The sequence below is a fragment of the Nostocoides jenkinsii Ben 74 genome (genome assembly GCF_001046875.1).
GTDB classification, from domain to species: domain Bacteria; phylum Actinomycetota; class Actinomycetes; order Actinomycetales; family Dermatophilaceae; genus Nostocoides_A; species Nostocoides_A jenkinsii.
In genome coordinates, this window is sequence record NZ_HF571038.1 from 2,805,888 (window position 1) to 2,823,452 (window position 17,565).

At 68.1% G+C, this 17,565-nt stretch carries 13 protein-coding genes, 1 pseudogene and 1 CRISPR repeat array; of the genes and pseudogenes, 4 read left to right on the forward strand and 10 right to left on the reverse strand.

Features of this window, described 5'->3' with window-relative positions; genetic code table 11:
- The first annotated feature begins 46 nt into the window (after positions 1-46).
- Positions 47-1,274: a CRISPR direct-repeat array (repeat unit 29 nt; unit sequence GGGCTCATCCCCGCGCGGGCGGGGCGGAC).
- A 44-nt stretch (positions 1,275-1,318) separates the two neighbouring features.
- From cas2e to BN13_RS18350, 10 genes are all read right to left on the reverse strand, one after another.
- Positions 1,319-1,663 carry a type I-E CRISPR-associated endoribonuclease Cas2e gene (gene cas2e / locus BN13_RS13405; RefSeq protein ID WP_048547644.1) on the reverse strand — a complete coding sequence of 115 codons (345 nt, stop codon included), beginning with the start codon at positions 1,661-1,663 and terminating at the stop codon, positions 1,319-1,321.
- Complete coding sequence (gene cas1e / locus BN13_RS13410) at positions 1,657-2,613, reverse strand: type I-E CRISPR-associated endonuclease Cas1e (protein ID WP_048547646.1); 957 nt, start codon at positions 2,611-2,613, stop codon at positions 1,657-1,659. Before cas1e ends, cas2e begins: the two co-directional genes overlap by 7 nt.
- Entirely contained in the window at positions 2,610-3,299 is a 690-nt protein-coding gene (gene cas6e / locus BN13_RS13415; protein WP_048547648.1) for a type I-E CRISPR-associated protein Cas6/Cse3/CasE, read from the reverse strand. The genes cas1e and cas6e overlap by 4 nt, the downstream gene beginning before the upstream one ends.
- 2 nt (positions 3,300-3,301) lie before the next feature.
- Positions 3,302-4,072, reverse strand: coding sequence for a type I-E CRISPR-associated protein Cas5/CasD (gene cas5e, locus BN13_RS13420; protein WP_048547650.1), 771 nt, complete (start codon positions 4,070-4,072; stop codon positions 3,302-3,304).
- Positions 4,069-5,199, reverse strand: a complete 1,131-nt coding sequence (gene cas7e / locus BN13_RS13425) for a type I-E CRISPR-associated protein Cas7/Cse4/CasC (protein ID WP_048547652.1) — start codon at positions 5,197-5,199, stop codon at positions 4,069-4,071. Before cas7e ends, cas5e begins: the two co-directional genes overlap by 4 nt.
- Complete coding sequence (gene casB / locus BN13_RS13430; RefSeq protein ID WP_048547654.1) at positions 5,189-5,827, reverse strand: type I-E CRISPR-associated protein Cse2/CasB; 639 nt, start codon at positions 5,825-5,827, stop codon at positions 5,189-5,191. The genes cas7e and casB overlap by 11 nt, the downstream gene beginning before the upstream one ends.
- A complete protein-coding gene (gene casA / locus BN13_RS13435; protein ID WP_048547656.1) occupies positions 5,820-7,442 on the reverse strand; it encodes a type I-E CRISPR-associated protein Cse1/CasA in 1,623 nt (540 codons plus the stop codon). Before casA ends, casB begins: the two co-directional genes overlap by 8 nt.
- Positions 7,439-11,560 (reverse strand): CRISPR-associated helicase/endonuclease Cas3, encoded by a 4,122-nt coding sequence (locus BN13_RS13440; protein WP_048547659.1) that lies wholly within the window; start codon positions 11,558-11,560, stop codon positions 7,439-7,441. The genes casA and BN13_RS13440 overlap by 4 nt, the downstream gene beginning before the upstream one ends.
- Positions 11,561-11,792: 232 nt before the next feature.
- A complete protein-coding gene (locus BN13_RS18800) occupies positions 11,793-12,497 on the reverse strand; it encodes an RES domain-containing protein (RefSeq protein ID WP_084733759.1) in 705 nt (234 codons plus the stop codon).
- On the reverse strand, positions 12,431-13,015 hold the full coding sequence (locus tag BN13_RS18350) for a helix-turn-helix domain-containing protein (RefSeq protein ID WP_157038591.1): 585 nt from the start codon (positions 13,013-13,015) through the stop codon (positions 12,431-12,433). The genes BN13_RS18800 and BN13_RS18350 overlap by 67 nt, the downstream gene beginning before the upstream one ends.
- Positions 13,016-13,103: 88 nt before the next feature.
- Here BN13_RS18350 and BN13_RS13455 point away from each other — a divergent pair, with 88 nt between their 5' ends.
- From BN13_RS13455 to BN13_RS19665, 4 genes and pseudogenes are all read left to right on the forward strand, one after another.
- Positions 13,104-14,597, forward strand: coding sequence for a hypothetical protein (locus BN13_RS13455; RefSeq protein WP_157038592.1), 1,494 nt, complete (start codon positions 13,104-13,106; stop codon positions 14,595-14,597).
- A 187-nt stretch (positions 14,598-14,784) separates the two neighbouring features.
- Positions 14,785-16,020, forward strand: a complete 1,236-nt coding sequence (locus BN13_RS13460; RefSeq protein WP_048547667.1) for a toxic anion resistance protein — start codon at positions 14,785-14,787, stop codon at positions 16,018-16,020.
- 30 nt (positions 16,021-16,050) lie between these two features.
- Positions 16,051-16,836, forward strand: coding sequence for a hypothetical protein (locus BN13_RS13465; RefSeq protein WP_157038593.1), 786 nt, complete (start codon positions 16,051-16,053; stop codon positions 16,834-16,836).
- A pseudogene (locus tag BN13_RS19665) lies at positions 16,836-17,565 on the forward strand (hypothetical protein); the annotation flags it as partial. The gene BN13_RS13465 and the pseudogene BN13_RS19665, both read left to right, overlap by 1 nt.

The following is a 17,565-nucleotide window of genomic DNA, read 5'->3' on the forward strand; positions in this document are numbered from 1 at the left end:
CGGGCGGGGCGGACTTTGTCTTCTCCTCAGGTGACCGTGATGAGCAGGGCTCATCCCCGCGCGGGCGGGGCGGACTCGAAGGCGGCCGTGAAGACCTCGGAGAGCGAGGGCTCATCCCCGCGCGGGCGGGGCGGACAGGTAGCTGCTCAGCTCCAGGTACTCGCCGCCGGGCTCATCCCCGCGCGGGCGGGGCGGACACGGTGAGGTCGGTGCCGATACTGGAGCGAAGGGGCTCATCCCCGCGCGGGCGGGGCGGACCCCGATCAAAGAAGGGCCGCTCAAGCGTCACGGGGCTCATCCCCGCGCGGGCGGGGCGGACGGCGCGGAGCTGTACTGCCCACCGGGCGGCGGGGGCTCATCCCCGCGCGGGCGGGGCGGACTTCGTCCGGCGCGGGGCGGGTGACTGGTGGATGGGCTCATCCCCGCGCGGGCGGGGCGGACTCGGACCCGTTGCGGATCAGGATTTTGAGCGCGGGCTCATCCCCGCGCGGGCGGGGCGGACTGCGACACCAGGACTGACGGGTTTTCCTTCGCGGGCTCATCCCCGCGCGGGCGGGGCGGACCGCCTGGTAGACGCCGATCTTGAAAAGGTCAGGGGGCTCATCCCCGCGCGGGCGGGGCGGACGGCGCATTGGTACTCAGAGGCGGGCGTCCGTCGGGCTCATCCCCGCGCGGGCGGGGCGGACTTCGCCGCCCAATTGGCCGTCGAGGACGCGATGGGCTCATCCCCGCGCGGGCGGGGCGGACTTGAAGGGCGAGGCTGACCGCGACGAGCAGCAGGGCTCATCCCCGCGCGGGCGGGGCGGACACTGGCGCGGGCGTGGTCGCCGTGAGAGCAGGGGGCTCATCCCCGCGCGGGCGGGGCGGACCTCGCCCCGCTAGCCAAAGCTGCCGATGCCGCGGGCTCATCCCCGCGCGGGCGGGGCGGACTCTACGACGACTCTACGACGACGACTCTACGACGACGAGCCGACCGCGGTGACGCACGGGCGGTGACGCACGGGCTCATCCCCGCGCGGGCGGGGCGGACCGTCCACGCCTTTCCACTCGTCAGCGATCCTGGGGCTCATCCCCGCGCGGGCGGGGCGGACCAGCCACATAGTATGGTGAACCTATGCTGTGTGGGCTCATCCCCGCGCGGGCGGGGCGGACGCGTAGGCCGCATAGGCCGGGTTGTTGGCCCCGGGCTCATCCCCGCGCGGGCGGGGCGGACGGCGAGGCGCTGGCTGCGTTCGGGCTGGTCAAGGGCTCATCCCCGCGCGGGCGGGGCGGACACTTGCTGAGCAGGGTAAATCATTGCATGAACGGCGTTCCGGATTCACTTTCTCCCTCGACGGTACCGGCTGGCGGCGCTCCAACCTGAGCGCATACCCGAGTACCGAGCCGAGGGTGCGCTTGGACGCCGGATCAATTGCACTCCGTCAAAATCCACTGGCTCCCAGTCGTGCCGATGAACGCGAAAGTAGAGGCGCTGCTCACCCCTGGCAGACTCGATCATGATGGCCCGGCCGTCCTTGCAGAGCTCGACGACCCGTTCCCACAGTTCGTCGCGAACCCGGCGAGTCAGGTGGCCGACATACACGCCTGGTGAGATCTCCAATAGCCAGCGGGTCAGGTGGCCGCGCAGACCGGCAGGCACCGCCGTGACGACGAGGACTACCACGGGGCTTCGTCGGAGTGGTTTTGGCCGCCAACCACGCGGTCGCCCTTGCGGTCCCAAAGGTAGATGACGTCCCAGTCGGGGGCATCCTCGATCGCATCGGTCTCAGAGTCCGTGAGGAGGCGTCGCACGTCCCGGGCGCAGCGGACGAGCAGATCGCATTCGACGATGAGATCACGCACGAGTCGGCGGGTTTCCGAAGGTATGTCCTCCAAGTCGTGCTCCCCGGCGACCTTGAAGGCGGCAGGAATGGCAACCTCTGCCTTGTAGAGGTCCGCAACATCGAAGACAAACGAGCGTGCGTGACCGGTGTGGACGAATCCGAGCCCAGCCGCGCACCCAAGAGCAACGATGACGGCGTGGCACACGCCATACAAGCTGGTCGTGGCCGCAGACAAAGCCATGTTCACGGGGTCGGACCCAGCGAAGTCGTCCGGACGATAATCACGCCGCTTCCACTCGACGCCGTACTCCTGGGCCGCATCTCGGTAGGCCTGGCGCACGCGGGCTCCTTCACGCCCGCGAAGCTGCTGCATCGTCAATCCCGAGACGTCCTCACCCGGGAAGCGCATTGCATACATCTCGCGAGCGACCCTGAGGCGCGAACTTTGGTTGCTGACCAGGGTCGCTTGCGCCTCCAGGAGTCTCGAGGAGTTGGTCAGGGTCCGGCCATGGGCGTAGTAGCGGACGCCTTGCTCACCGACCCATACGCAGGTTGCGCCGCTTTCGGCCATCAGAACCATCGCCTGATGGGTGACATTGGTGCCGGGACCGAGCAAGAGAGCGCCGATGGTCGCCGCAGGCACATGCACCACCCCGCGTTCGTCCGTCACGGTCAAGGCGTTCGAGTCTCGATGGACCACGCATCGCTCGACATACAGGAAGCTGAGCCGGTCTTGAGCACGCTGCAGTTGCGAGATGCCGACAGGAGGCGGTCCCGGGATGGGTTTCATCGTGGCGGTGGTGCCAAAGTCATCAAACCGCACCCGTAGGCCTTGGCCCGACCCATGCCGAGGGTGAGCGCCGACCTCAGGGCATCAGGATCCGTGACCGTCAACACCCCCTTGAAGGTTGCGCTCGTCAACGACACCGGTGCCCTCCTGCCGGCTTCTGAGGGATCCCGGCGTCCAAATGAGGTCGTATGCCGCTCGCGCACCTCCGTGTCGACTCCGAAGGTGTCGTCGGTGGCGATCCGAAATCCCCATGAGAACGACTGTTTGACGAGCCACTGCTGTTGTTGTCGAACAGTGAGGTGGGGCGAGACCTTGCCGCGCCGGACACCCGAGGTGGGGTCCTTGGGCAAGACGCGCACCGGATTGGCAGTCAAGCGGTAGGCCCACTGCTGGTTGGCGGCCAGCGTCGCCAGGAACGGCTCGTATGCCGTTGTGTCCCAGCTGATCTGGGTCGGCCAGCCGGCCTGTTCCAGTAGGCCGGTGAAATCGGGTGCCGTTGGCGAGAGAACGTAGAGCTGAAGGTCGTGGCTCGCATACTGATCCAGCCGCCATAGCACCCGCCCCGGTGCGCTCCCCTCCTGGGACGGATGCGAACCCATGACAGCGGCATGCATTGCCTGAGGCGAGCCCACCAGTCGCCGGCTGTCCCGGCGCGTGGGATTGAGGCGCAGTCGCGACAGGTGCATGGTCAGACCTCCGTTGTCGCGACGGCGACGGCCGTCCCGAAGAAGTCCGGGTCTTCCGGCGAGCGTCTGCTCAGGCCGTTGTCCATCTCGATCTCCATGCGCACGACATCGCGCCACCCATAGCTCCGGCGCACGGGATCGAAGCTGATCGGCACATCCCGGCTGGTGTACCTGTCGCCGTCTTCCCCGTCAACCGCCTCCCGGTCGATGGCCAGCACCAGTGGGACCTTCGGGCCAAGGGTGCGCTTGTGCGCACGGGAGGCGAGCCAGGGATACGCGGTCAGAGCCTCCAAGAGGTCACAGTCGAACAGCGCCTCGCGCTTCTCGGAGTCCCGCCAGGCGATCAGCTGCCAGTGCGGCGGACACGAACGTCGACCGAGATATAACGGGTATGCCGGATGCAAGAGTGCGTCGACGATGCCCTCGAGAAGTTCGCGGTCGCCTTCGACACCGGCCAGGAAGATCGCGTCGGACAAATAGAAGCGGTCCGAGACAGGCAATCGATCGTCCTTCGTGATCGGCCGGTTGTCCTTCGGCCACCTCACCGCAGTCTGATAGTCCCGTGTGAGAGAACCCGGCTGGTCGGCCCGGACGCCGAAGCGCAGCTGCAGCAGATCCTCCAGCGGGTCGGAGCGACGGCGACCCTGCGCGGCGGCGATCATTCCGAGCACCCCGCTCTTGGTCGGCTCGGTGCGCGTCTCGCGACGTGTGAACCTACTGGAGTCACCCCACGCCTGAAGTGGCCCGGCGAGGCGCAGAAGCAGGGTGCTCATGAGTCGGCCGGCGCGAGGCTCACCCGCACGCTCTCACCCACGGAGCTAATCACGTCAGGGAGCGGGGCAGGCGCCGTGACCGCGTCAAGGGCGACGGTGCGTTCGCCGGACCGGGCAAAGAAGACCTTGGAGGGCGCGCCTAGGAACGCTGCGACAGCGGCAAATTCGGTCGCCAGGCGCTCAGCCGACAACCGCATGAAGCCGTCCTCGCTACGGACCGGTTCTTCGTAGGCCCCGACGAGACTGACCGGCTGGTCTTGACGCAGACAGACCAGCACCGCGTCCGGGAGCGTGCGGTTGGCGAAGGTGTTCTGCTTCCCCGTGGGCATGCTGGTCACTAGTCCCTCGACGAAGGCTTCGACGGCCTTGACCGTCGCCACGTCATCGCCCAGGTTCGCGCGTAGGCCGGCTACGTTGACGGTGGCGTACCGATAGAGGGTCGCGGAGGAAAACTCGATCGTGCCGATCATTCCGGCACCCGTCTCCTCGTCGGGGTTCTGGTCATCCACAGCCGTGAAGTAATCCTGCTCGGGGGTCACCGCGTGCGTGGAGATGGCGTGGGCGACCTGCACCGCCGCATCGACATTGATTTCTGCCGCATCCGCCACCATCCGGCCGAAGAGGGCGACATCGATGCCGTGCTCCTCGTCAGCCGCCTCCGCGGCACGCTTCTTGGTGATCGGTTCGTCCCCGGACAGCGCCAGGTCGGCCAGCCGGTCCAACTGGCGGTTGCTCCAGAAGACGAGGTATTCGGTGATGGCGTAGTCGGGGCCGTCCGCACCGGCCTCGATCGCCTTCTGACGGGTGCGAGTCTTCTTCTCATCGACCTTCAGCCCAAGCGCCTTGACCACGGCGGTGGCCTTCTCCTGGGCTTGGTCATCCGAGAGCGAGGAGTCCTTCTCCCGGATTCGCTGCACCAGCAATTCGACGGCGCGCTTGGTGCGCACGCCGATCTCGCTGCGATCGAGCTTGGTCTCATAGGACTTGCGCACTGCACGCTTCCACGCCTGACTGCTGACTCGGGCTCGCATGACGCCGCCATACATGGCGGTCTTGGGGCTGCCGGTGTCGTCGCGGTTGATATTGCTCGGCGGAACGGACTGCAGGATGTGAATGTCAACGAACATCGGTGTTCTCACTTTCGGGTGTCTCGGTCTGTTTAATTGAGTGGAAGCTGCGACCCCAGCGCAGACGAACGCTGCGCAGGCCGTCGGTCTGTTGGGCCCGGTAAAGGTCCTGGGCGAGCAGGCCGTAGTCCAGGGGAATCTGCTCGCTGCGCAGCAGCGTGACCAGTCCGCGCAGGTGCCGGATCAACTGGCCGTATGTCGCTGCCTGCGCGCACGAGTGGAAGCGCGCGACGATCGCGGCCTCGGTGGGGTCCTCCGGTTTCTGCCTGTCCGCGAAGTCACGTACGGCCCGTCCGAGGCGCACCCCCGAAACGTGCACGGCACCCTTCGCCGATTGGGCGTGAGTGGCATACAGAACCAGGGCGCTGTGAATGGCTCGCTCTGCGACGCCCGGCGTGTCGCCTCGCCCCTGCAACTCGGGCGGCACGCTGCTCAGCGTCAGCTGCCAGGAGCGGACATCCGTGGTGGAGTCGCCAGGGTTCAGCTGACGCAATTGGGCGAGGTCGGCACGTGCGCGGGAGCTGAGTCCCGGGTGGTCCGACTTCGCGGCGGTCTGCAGGGCGAGCACCCGGGTGGTCACCAACTCGCCGACCTGTTGTTCAACAGTCGCTGTGGTCGTTTCAGCCATGCTCGGCACCTGTCCTCTCGGTGTATTGGTTTGCCAAGGCGATGAAGTTCTTGCGCAGGAATGCCCGGAACCACAGGTCGGACAAGGCGGCATCCAGATGCTTGCCGTTGACCTTGCGGCCGATCAGGGCGTCGGCGCCGACTGTGCGCAGGAGTTCGTTGCCTGCGGCGGTCATCTCCGTGGCGACTGTGCGGCGCCATTCGGCTTGTGCCGCAGCGACATCTGTGGTGGATTCGAGCCCAGCGAGCCAGGCCGCGTAACGTCCGTCCAGGCGAGCGAACCCCGTCAACCGCGCCTTCTCGCGCGGCCCCTCGACCTCCCGGCCGGCGGCCGCGGCCAGATTCGCCGCGAACTGGGCCAGCTGTCGAACGCCGACCTCGCCTTCCTCCGCTGCGGCGAGCGCGATGCCGGCAAGACGGTCCGACAAGAGCACCGAGGGACGCACGCTGAGCGCATCGTCATAGATCGACTCGATCATCGAGTCCTGCGTGCCATAGGACATGCCGACCGCGTGGATCCGGATCGGAACGTCGGGTGGAAGCGACTCCCGTTCCGTCAGGACATTGAGCCACAACACAGCGCCCGCAGGGAGAGCCGTGGCGGCCTCACCGCGGACGCTGCCGCCCGCCACCGGGCGCGCCAAAACCCCGTCGAGGCCCCGCCAGAGTTTCCTCGCCGGATCGTGCTGGCGCGGCATATAGGTGGGTTCCCCGTAGGTCTTCTCCTGGTTGGCGCTGCGACGCCAGGCGCTCATCATCTCCAGGTTGTGGAGATTGCGTGCGTGGATCGGGTCGCCATTGGCGATGAGCACGTCGGTGACCTCAGAACCATTGTGCTGCAAGAGAATCCGACGAATCGGCCACGTCATCAGGTCGGCGGGTCCGCCTGGAACCGGGTGCGTGACTTCAAGTCCGGGACCCAGCGGTGCGCGTTCCCAGACGGGACGATCGGCGTCGTAGTCCTCCTCGATTCTGAGCACGAGATTGAGCAGTAAGGTCTCGCGAAGACTTTCGCCCTCCAGGATGATCAGTCCCAGCCGGCCGGCCAGGCCGGTGCCGATCGGATACCCCCTGCCACCCTTGACCCGATCATCCCCGAACGCTCCGGTCTTGATCCCGGAGACGTCGAACTGCTGGCTGTGGACGAGCCACCGGGCAGCCTCGGCATACGACAACGACTCGACAGCCCGCCCCGCTCTGGTCGTGAAATACGCATTGCCGGCCGGCACTTCGGCGATCAGCTTCACCAAGCCGGAGGTCTTGGCAGCCGACAAACCAGCGACTTGCAGAAAGGGGGTCTGCGGGTGCAGGAGGTCGAAGCGGTCGGCCCACTGGTCCAGGTAGGCCTCGATGTCGTCGACCGGCAAGGTCGGGGCCCGCCACAGGCTCGCCCATCGCTGATGCGGGTAGTCGAAGCTCTCGGGAAGCGAGCGGTGCAGGATCACCAGCAGCAGGCGAAGAAGCGCGACATCCTGCGTCGGGATCTCACCCGCGATGGCGCGGATCTCGCCCGCCCTGCGGAAGAGATCCAGCAGCGACACCTCCTCGACCCCCCCGTCGGTGCGCACCGCGATCCACGGGTGCGTGCGCAGGTCGAAGCTTGTTGTCCCGGTCATGATGTCTCCTCTCGAGTCGTGACGAGGCCGAGGTCACGGTCGTAGCGCAGCCGCCATCCGCCAACCGTGACCCCCAGATCGCGGTCCAACGGGAGGATCAATTGTTTGGCGAGCCAAGGCGACTTCTGCCACCCGACGAACCCGCGTCCCAACTCCTCCATGTCCCGAATGGTCCGGTCGATGTTCCATGGCCGGGTCATCACCCCTGGCAGACGAACGGTGGAGTTCGCGGCCGCGAGGGCTAGGTCCTCGGATGGCGGGTCCATCGACACGTGACCCAGATCGGCGCCGGGGTATGCCGTTCCGAAGGGCAGCAGGCGTACCACGCCGTCGACCTGTTGCACCACAATGACCTCGATCCCGTCCTCGCTGTCGCGCACCCGCGCGTGGCCGCCCGCCGCTTCTTCGTTCCCCGAGTCGCCCGCGCGACCGTGCAGCCAGTCCACCAACGAGTCCGAGGCGGTGGGCCCAGCGAGCCGGAAAGTGTCAGCTTTCTGTCGTTGTTCGGCCTGCAGAGTCGATTGCGCGGCTTCGGCGCTCTGCCAAGGGGCCTCCCATCCTGGCGGTGGCGGGAGGTCCGGGCGGTATGCCGCCTCCACCAGCCGAGGCACATCCTCCGGCAGCAAGATCTCGAGTCCCGAAAGATGAGGCGCGAGAACGGCTGCCGCCCGGAGCAGCCGGCTGGCGCCATACACCGCCACACCCCCGGCATCGAGAAGGGGATCTGGACTCGCGGCGGGGTCAGGGGCTCCGAGAACGAGCAGCCGAGGCGTGCGCACCATCGGCGGGCGATCCTCTTCACCCTCTCCACGCCGGTGCCGATGAAGGCGTCCAGCGCGCTGGAGCATCAGGTCCACAGGAGCCAGATCGGTGAGCATCAGATCGGCGTCGATGTCGAGGGACTGCTCCAGGACCTGCGTCCCGACCACGACCAGCCCGTCCGGCCGACGCGTTCCCGCGCGGGGTGGCCCGAGTCGCTCGCGCAGATCCTTCTCGCGCAGGACTCGGTCGCTGGCCAGAAAGCGACTGTGGAGCAAGGTGACTCGATCACCGAGCCGGCGGGCGAGGTCGGTGTAGGTCTGCTGCGCGTCGCCGACGGTGTTGCGGACGACCACCACGACGGCACCACCCTCGACGAACTCCGTGACGAAGGGGACCAGGTCCTCTAACGCGAGCCGTCGCATCTCCAGGCGGCGATGGTCCCCGTCCCAGGGAACGTCCACCACGCGCGTCTGGTCCCCTTGCACGGTGATCTGGGGATATCCGGCAGTCTCCAGGGTTCGTGGGAGTGAGCGCCGGCGCCCGCGCGCGTATGCCGCGAGAAGTTCCCGGCGCTGCGCCGGCGGCAGCGTGGCCGACAGCAGGATCACCGGGGTCCCGAAGGCTCCGAGCCACTCCAGTACCCGCACCAGGTACGTCCGCATGAAGTCGTCTGCGGCATGGACCTCATCGACGATCACCACCTTGCCGGCGAGACCCAAGTGGCGCAACGCGACATACCGGCTCTTGAGGCCACCGAAGAGGACCTGGTCGATGGTGCCGACGACGATATTGGCGAGCACACCCTTGCGTCGGCCATTGAGCCAACTGGACACCACGGCCCCGTCACGCTCGTCGTCGATGTCGCCAAGTTCCCGTTCGGCCGCGTTCACCGAGCGGATCCGGGCATCACGGGCGATGCCTCGATAGCTCTCGTTGAGCCGTGCCTTGCCGTGCGCGAGGAAGATCGTCGACGGCTCGGTCGCGCCGAGGTGCTGACTCCAGGCATGAACCCGGTCGAACATCGCGTCGGAGGTCGCCATGGTCGGCAGCGCGACGAAGACGCCACCGCAGCCGAAGCGTTCGGCCAGCACTTCGGCAGCCAGCAGCGCAGCCTCTGTCTTGCCGGATCCGGTGGGCGACTCGATCAACAGCATGCTGGGCTCCCCAACGGACTGCGCGAGCCGAAGTGCCTCGCGCTGCACAGCGCTGGCGTCGCCGTCGATCTGCGGGAACCGCCGGTGGAGCAGGCCGGCGTCATCGGCCCGCTGCGGGAGGGGACGCCAGGGTCCCTTGAGGTCCTGTCCCAGGCGCGCTCGCGTGGCACGGACGGCCGTCGTGGAGTTGTCCAGGTGCGGGAAGCGCAGATCGTCGCTCGCGAGCCAGTCGGCGACGACGATCACCGAACTGACCAGGAGTTGTGCAGCCGGAGACAAGGAATGGCCGGACCACGCGGCCAGGCGCGCATCCGCCCCCGTCAGCGCGGCCATCGTGGTGAGGATCTCGTCCTGAGCGGCAACCCACGGCGGGGAGTCGATCCCGGTCCATTCCCGGCGGTTGCGAAGGTCCGACAGGTCGCCGTATGTCGGTGGCACGCCGTGGTGCATGCCCACCGGGACGGCATAGGTGGTCGCGCAGTCCCTCGGATAGGTGTAGCGCCTCTCCAGCCAGGAGGTCAGGAGCCCGTGGCCGATGCGGCAGTGTGGCGGCAACTTCTGGAAGCTCCCGACGACATACGGCGGGCAGTGCAGGCCGTGGCGGGCCATGCGATCGAGGAGATCGTCGAAGCCGCGAGTCATGCGTGCCTTGACCGCGAAGCCCGGGCTCGCCTTGCCAATGTCGTGCACCCCGGCCAGCCAGCGCACCAGTACCCGTCCGTCCACCTCGCCGTCCGGCAGATCGCGGGAGATGACCCGGCGCACGTTGGGGGCGAGCCAGTGATCCCAGAGCAGGCCGGCGACTTCGGCGGTGTCCGTCAGGTGCCTGGTCAACGGCATCCAGGTGCCCGCGTCCGCGTTGGTCTTGGCCCAGATCGAGTCGGCCGCCTCGGAGAAGGGTGAGTCGTATGCCTGCATCGATCGGCCTCGGGGGAGTGCGGGAGCCGAACGCGAAGGCTCGGCGACGGCGGTATCGAAGGCTGGTGAGGCAAGGCGCCGCTGCGCGAGGTCGAGCAGATCCACGACGTCGCGTGCGACGTAGAGGGCCCGACCACGGTCGCTTCGGCGCGTAAGGATTCCGGCCTGATGGAGTTCGCGGAACGCGGTGTTCGCGGCGGCGGCGGTGATACCGAGGAGCCTCTCGGCGGTCTCGGTCGTCATGACCGGAGTCTGGGCAAGCGCATCGAGAATGCGCAGGACGGCGGCATCGGCTCGGGGAAGCGCACGTTTGCCCGCGTCCTCCCGAGCCCGCGCCAACTGGTCACGCCAGTCGCCGAGGATACTCTCGACCTCGGCGGCGAGCGCGTGCGCCTGAGCTGCGGTATCGATCGTGGCGCGGAGAAAGACCTCCAGCCAGGCGTTCACCGCCGCCCCTGCGGCGGCCCCGACGGGGCGGCCCTCAAAGCGGAACCGCTCCAGGCCCTCGATGTAGTCCCCCGTCCGGGTCATCAGCACCAAGGAGACCGGGAGCGCAGCGCCGTCCAGCCACCCGCGCCGCGTCAAGACCCCGGAGATCAGCGCGCGACCGACACGGCCGTTGCCGTCGGCGAACGGGTGGATCGTCTCGAACTGGGCGTGCACCAGGGCGGCTTGAACAAGGGGCGCCATCGTGCGGGAATCCGCGAAGCGGATCAGGTCGACCAGCAGACGGTGGACATGCTCCGGGGGTGGCGGCACGTAAGCGGCGGAGAGCGGGTTCTGGGATGACCCGCCGATCCAGTTCTGCGTCGTGCGGATGCCGTGCAGCCGTGGGCGGTCCGGTAGCAGGCGCCGCTGGACAGCCTCGAGGTCGGTCATCGTCAGCGGGGCAGGGTCGGCCCACTGGTCGCCGATGTCCCGAAGAACCACGAGGTTGTTGGCGACGAGGCGCGCTGCGTCGCCGAAACCCCGCACGTCCTCCTCGATCGCCAGCCCGGCGAGGGCGATCTGCTGAGCGCCGGGGCTGATGCCCTCGATCCACGAGCTGGCGGCGGCTTCCGAGGTGCGCAGGAGTGGTGAGAGCTGTCCAAGCCGGGAGCGCAGCGAGTCGTCGAGTCGAGACACCGCCGTCTCCGCCTCGCGGAGCAGGGCGGCGTTGTCGGTGGTCAGTGTGAAGCTGAGGTCGTGGAGCGGATCGGGAACGTAGGCGCGGTAAGGGCCCAAGGCCCGGGCGGCGCGCGTGCCGCCCGAGCCCGACCAGAACCCCTGCTGGTAGATGCCCATGCCCACCTCCTTTCGCCTCGTCGTGTGGATCGCAGCGTATGAGCGCATGGATGACGCTGTCAAGACCTAAAAGCGGTTCGTCAACATAGCATCCATAAGTTCCTTTCGGAATCCCCGCGTCCGCGGGGCGAGGTGTCGAGTACACGTCCAGCACGGCATGCATAAGGGCTCATCCCCGGCGGGCGGGGCAGCTGGACACTCGAAGCCTCGTTCGCAACTTTAGTCGTAGGCGCTACCGGGGCGGTAGGGCGGCATACCCGAGCTGCTTGGCGGCGGCGTGGACGACGGCGAAGGTGTCGGGCTGGGTCAGGGGCCGGGCGTATGCGGGGAGGTCGGGGAGGGCGTCGGCGGCGGGTTCGAAGAGCACGAAGGTCAGGCGTCCGTCTATCGAGGACCTGACGCGTAGCCCGTCGAGGTCGGGCCACGAGTCCAGGATGGCCGCGGCATACCGGCGACAGGTCGAGCGGGGGCCGGAGAGGAGGGCGTGCGCGGCGCGGTTTGCCACCGGCCAATCGCCGGTCAGGTTAAGACAGCGCAGCGGACGCGTGGGTTGCCAACCGAAAAGAAAGGGTGCGCCGGTGTGGGGGTCGACCAATCGGTACTTTTGAAATCGCTCTGCGACCACGGTGGTGATGTGGGGGGCGGCATACATCACTCCGCGCCCAGGCTGCTCTGACGGTGGTGGTCGGTGAGGGTCCCACCGCATTTGGGGCAGCGGCCCGAACGTCCGAAAAGCATTCCAGCGGAGTGCGAATGGCCCCGAGGTCGCAGCGATCCGCCAGAGGGGCTCGTCCGATTCCACGATGTGCTGGGACCCACGCCTAAGGGGTAGCTTCGGCTCACGCGGAACCTTCTGCAGGCCTGCTGGGCTCACTCGTGACTCTCGGCCACCAGTAGTTCGGCGACCCGCGCCGGATCGGATCGCTGGCCTAGCCACTCAACCGGGCTGAGTCCGTCCAAGAATTCGTCCTGGGTAGCCATGAACCGTGCCAGCCGCTCCGCCGCCCATTGCGCGGGTAGGTCCGCCAGTGCGATGCGCAGGCCCGGGAGTGCTCCGTCGCCCGTGAACTGCCACGCGGGGAACCACAGCTGGCCGCCGGAGGCGAGGGCATACAAGTCGCCGCGCTCCCGTGCGCGTGTCACCGTGGGTTTGGACTGACCCAAGCGAGTCGCCACTTCGGCACTGGTGAGCACGTGACTCGTCGGTCCCGAACCGCTAATTGCCACCTCGACCAGTGCCGATGCCGGATCGCCCGTGGCGACACCGCCATACGACTCCAAGAATGCGCGTTCGCCCGCGGTCAGAGGGGGAGATGTCGCGCCAGCGGCCGACAGGACGGCGCTGGCGACGACCGCGGGGTCGAGGACGATCTCCTCCTCATGAAAGAGAACGTCAAGGACAGCAACCATCCGATCGTGGGTCCCCTCCGCCTTCCTCGTCACCTGAGTAGTCATTGCACGAGCGTAACGCTCAGCAACACTGATGCACAACGTTGTGCTGTGGGGAAGTTTGGTCCCCCCCCTAACGGCTACTCTCCGCCCCATGAAGCGATCAGTACTTGTAGGAATCACGGCGGCAGCGGCCGTCTTCGGGGGCGCGGCGGGGACAGCCGGAGCGGAGGCCAGCGCGCCAGCCGTCACTGTTGGCGTGCGGATGGTGAGCGGGCAGCAGCTCCCGGGCATCGACCTGGGACCGCTTCAGGTCGACCTCAAAGTCACCGCAAACGCTGACTGCCGACGCGGCTGTGACCTGGTGGTGCGTGCACCCGACTCCACAGCAGACCGTGTCGTGGACTCCAGGAAGTTTGCACCGGGAACGACGCAGCGCTACACCGTGCGGACGCACCTCGACATGCACGACGACTTCTACTCGTACGTCCGACTCATCCAACACACGGCCAGCGGAAACCGGGAGTTGTTCGCCACTGCTCCCCGCTCATCGCTCGCGGCCGAGCCGGACAACGGGAGTGTGGGCACGACATACGCCGGAGATTGGCGTCGGGAACTCGACCTCGCGGCGACTCAGACGATGATCCTGCGCTCGCGCCAGCCCGGGTCGGCGGTGACCATGCGCGCCTGGTCGGCGGGACGGACGGCATACGGCGTGATCGCCGAGACCGGCCCGTCGGCCGGGGTTCTCGGGATCTATGCCGACGGCGCCTTGGTCACCAAGGTTGACCTCCGCTCGTCGATCGTCACCAAGCGCAAGGTGGTCGCCACCCTCCCGCCCACCTCGGCGACGCAGCAACTCCGCCTGGTAAATCTCACCCCGGCCAACCGAACGGCGCGCACGGTCTCCTTCGACGGGCTGGCCATGCTGGACGGCGAGACCACCATGGCACGAGCCACGACGGCACGAGCCACGGCCGCGCGAGAGGTATGGGGCCCCATCCACCTCCAGGTGCTGAACCAACAGCTGGGCAGCGCGGCACCGACCCAGCAGGTGCGGATGCGGGCGAGTGCCACCCTCTCCGGCTGTGTCCCGGATTGCAGCCTGAAGTATGGCGACAAGGTGATCGCCTCCGCCTCGGGCGCCGGGACTCGAACGCTCAGCGGCACCCTCGCGCCGGCCTTCTCGCACAAGGACCCCGCCCGGGTCACGCTCTACCGCGGCAGCCACTACCTGGGCTTCGCGTATGTCGCCCCAAGCTTGTGGTCCCCGGATGCTGTGACCTACAGCTACGGGTGGACCCCGTCATCGCGCGCGGGAACGATGCTTGGCAAGGCTGCCGTCTCGGCGACGCCGGGGACCGGCTGGACTTCGCGCACGGCCTTCGTGGACGCCCGCGCCAAGCGGACCGTTGCGGTCGTCACCGAGCGCGGACCCGGTATGGGGGTGATGGCCGTGTACAAGGACGGTCGCCTCGTCAATACCATCGACCTGCGTTCGGCGACACGCCATCAGCGGGTCGTCGTCGCCTCCGTGGAACTCGAGAACGACAGTCGCGTCACCGTGGCGAATGTGACGCCTTCAGGACGGGCGGACCGCACGGTGTTGTTCGATTCGCTGATCGACATCGGCTACGACGAGGACTGACCGGCGGGTAGGGGGCGGGTGGGCGGCCTCAGGGGCCAACCCGGGACTGCCCCACCCGCCCAACCCCGCGGGAACCACGTAGATTGCTGCCACGTCATTCACAGTGCGTGGCGGGCTTCGCCGCGCGTGGGAGCACACCGCATACGGCCGGCCGCAGGGGGCAGGCCAGAGGGAGATTCAGGTAGGTATGTCCGACCAGCCTCAGGACGCGGCTGTCCAGCCGCTCGCGCCGCCGATGGAGACCCTCACGCTCGAGGCGCCGCCCGCGGTCGCCACGGTCCCGACCACGGCGGCACCGAAGATGGCCCCGGCGGTGCCGGCGAGCGCCATACCCATGTTGGATCAGAAGGTCGACGGCTATCTGACCGCCCTCTCGGCCACGGCCACGAAGTCGCCGGAGTATGAGGCGAAGGCCGCCGAGATGCGGACCATGGGTGACGACGACATCCGGCGCGCGGCCGAGTCGTCCAACCGGCTCCTGCAGAGCCCCGTCAAGGCGCTCCAAGAGGGCGGCCTCGCGAGCGGGTCCAAGGTCGGCAAGACGCTGCTGGAGTTGCGGCGCACCGTCGAGGACCTCGACCCGAGCCAGGCGCAGGGCGCCAAGAAGGTCCTCGGGATGATCCCGTTCGGGGACAAGATCAGCGACTACTTCCGCAAGTATCAGTCGGCGCAGAGCCACCTCAACGGCATCTTGCACAGCCTCCGCAACGGCCAGGACGAGTTGCAGCGCGACAATGTGGCGCTCAACCTGGAGAAGCAGCAGCTCTGGGATTCGATGGGTCGGCTGAACCAGTACGTCTATATCGCCGAGAAGCTCGACTCCAAGCTCGCCGCCCAGGTCGCCACGCTCGATGCGAGCGACCCCGAGCGGGCCAAGGCGCTGCGCGAGGACGTGCTGTTCTATGTCCGCCAGAAGCACCAGGATCTGCTGACCCAGCTGGCCGTGAGCATCCAGAATTACTTGGCGATCGACATCGTCATCAAGAACAACATCGAGCTCATCAAGGGCGTGGACCGCGCCACGACGACGACGGTCAGCGCCCTGCGCACCGCCGTCATTGTCAGCCAGGCACTGTCCAACCAGCAGTTGGTCCTCGACCAGATCACCGCCCTCAACACCACCACCAGCGGCCTGATCGAGCGCACGTCCGAGATGCTCAAGGACAACTCGGTGCGCATCCAGGAGCAGGCGGCGTCGGCCACGATCGGTCTGCCGCAGTTGCAGCGCGCCTTCCAAAACATCTACGCGACCATGGACGCGATCGACACCTTCAAGGTGCAGGCGCTCGACAACATGGCCGCGACGATCGGCACGCTGGAGACCGAGGTGGCGAAGTCCCGCAGCTACCTCGACCGCGTCCAGCGCCAGGACCAGCGCATCGTCGCCGGCAGCCTCAACATCGGCCCCGGCAACGGGGCCTGAGGCGCCCGGCGGGGGTGAGCTGAGCGCGCTATGGGGATTGGCGAGTGGTTCGGCTTCGGGAAGAAAACCGAGACGCGCGAACCCATCATCCAGGTGCCGGCCGCACCGACCAGTGAGTCGCTGCTGGCCGCCCTCGATGGTGTCGAAAAGCTGGCCAAGGACGGCGTCGTCCCGCCGATGGTCATGGCCCGGCTCAAGCGGGTCACCAATGTGGTGCGCCAGACGATCCCGCGCCTGGACGCGCTGGGTGGCGACAGTGCCAGTGCCTACAACGTGATGGCCACGGCGACGGACTATCTCCCGGGGGCGATCGGGGGCTACCTTCGCCTGCCGCGAGATTGGGCCGACAGCCGTCCCGTCGATCGGGGCAAGACTTCCCTCCTGATCCTGATCGACCAACTCGATCTGCTCGGGTCCACGATGGACAAGGTCTTCGATGCCGTATGCCGCGCCGACGCTCAGGCCCTCGTCGTCCACGGCCGCTTCCTGCAGGAGAAATTCGGAACCCCCGCCGGCGGCGGCCTTGCGGTCGACCCCGGCACGGCACTGCCCCCGGTGCCCGGGTCCCCGATGCCCGGCTCGGGTGAGCAGAGTTCGTATGCCGCGCCGACGGCGCCCGGGCTCGGCTCCCCAGCCGCCGCGGGAGGCTCCGACGCGGGCGCCGACGACGACACCGGGGACGTGCCGTTGGCGCAGCCCCGGCCGAGCGGCGTACCGAATGCCCTTGACCTCCCAAGCCCTGACCTGCCGGGACCAAACCGCCCGAGGCCGCCCGACGTCGGCCGGCTCGCCCCACCGATCGGAAGAGAAGCCTGATGACCGCACCCGCCGAGAGCTTCCGCGCTTCGGTGGACGGCCTCGTAGCCGTCGCCGTGCGCGCGGGATTGGCCCCGGAGGCCGCGCGTGCCGAGGCGCTGAACTTTGCCGCGGCGATCGCCGAGTCCGCCCCGAACGCCGCGCTCGATTGGGCCCCCGCCGCGGGCCTCGATGCCGCCGATCTGGCGGCGGCCAATACGGCCTTCTTCGAGGCGGCGTCCGGCGGACGCAAGTGGCGCCAAGCCCCGACCGCCCTGCTCAGCGACCTGTTGGCGACCGCGCCAGGGGAGGCCGCGGCATACGCCCAGGGGTTGGGGGACGTCGCGGCGGCGGCGTGCCTGCTCGGGCAGCCGACCCCGCGCGTGGCCGGCAATGCGTCCTTGGCCGCGGCCTCGCAACTCAGCGCCGCGCCCGGCGCTACCCCCGCGCCGCACATGACCACGAACCCGAGCAGCGACCCGACGCGCCCAGCCACCCCAACGCCGCCAATCTCTCCAACACCCGCAGTCCCGCCAACACCCGCAGTCCCGCCAACACCCGCGGCCCAGCCCGCAACACCGCAGCTCGGCGTGGGCGACCCGAACCGCATACCGAATCTGACCGAGTTGATGCTGGAGAACCAGCGCCGGGTCCAGGCCCAACTGGAGGCGATCAATCAACTTCGCGGTGGCCCGGTGCTCCCGCCCGCCAGCCCCCCGCCCGGCGCGGGCCAGCCGGTCGACCCGAGCC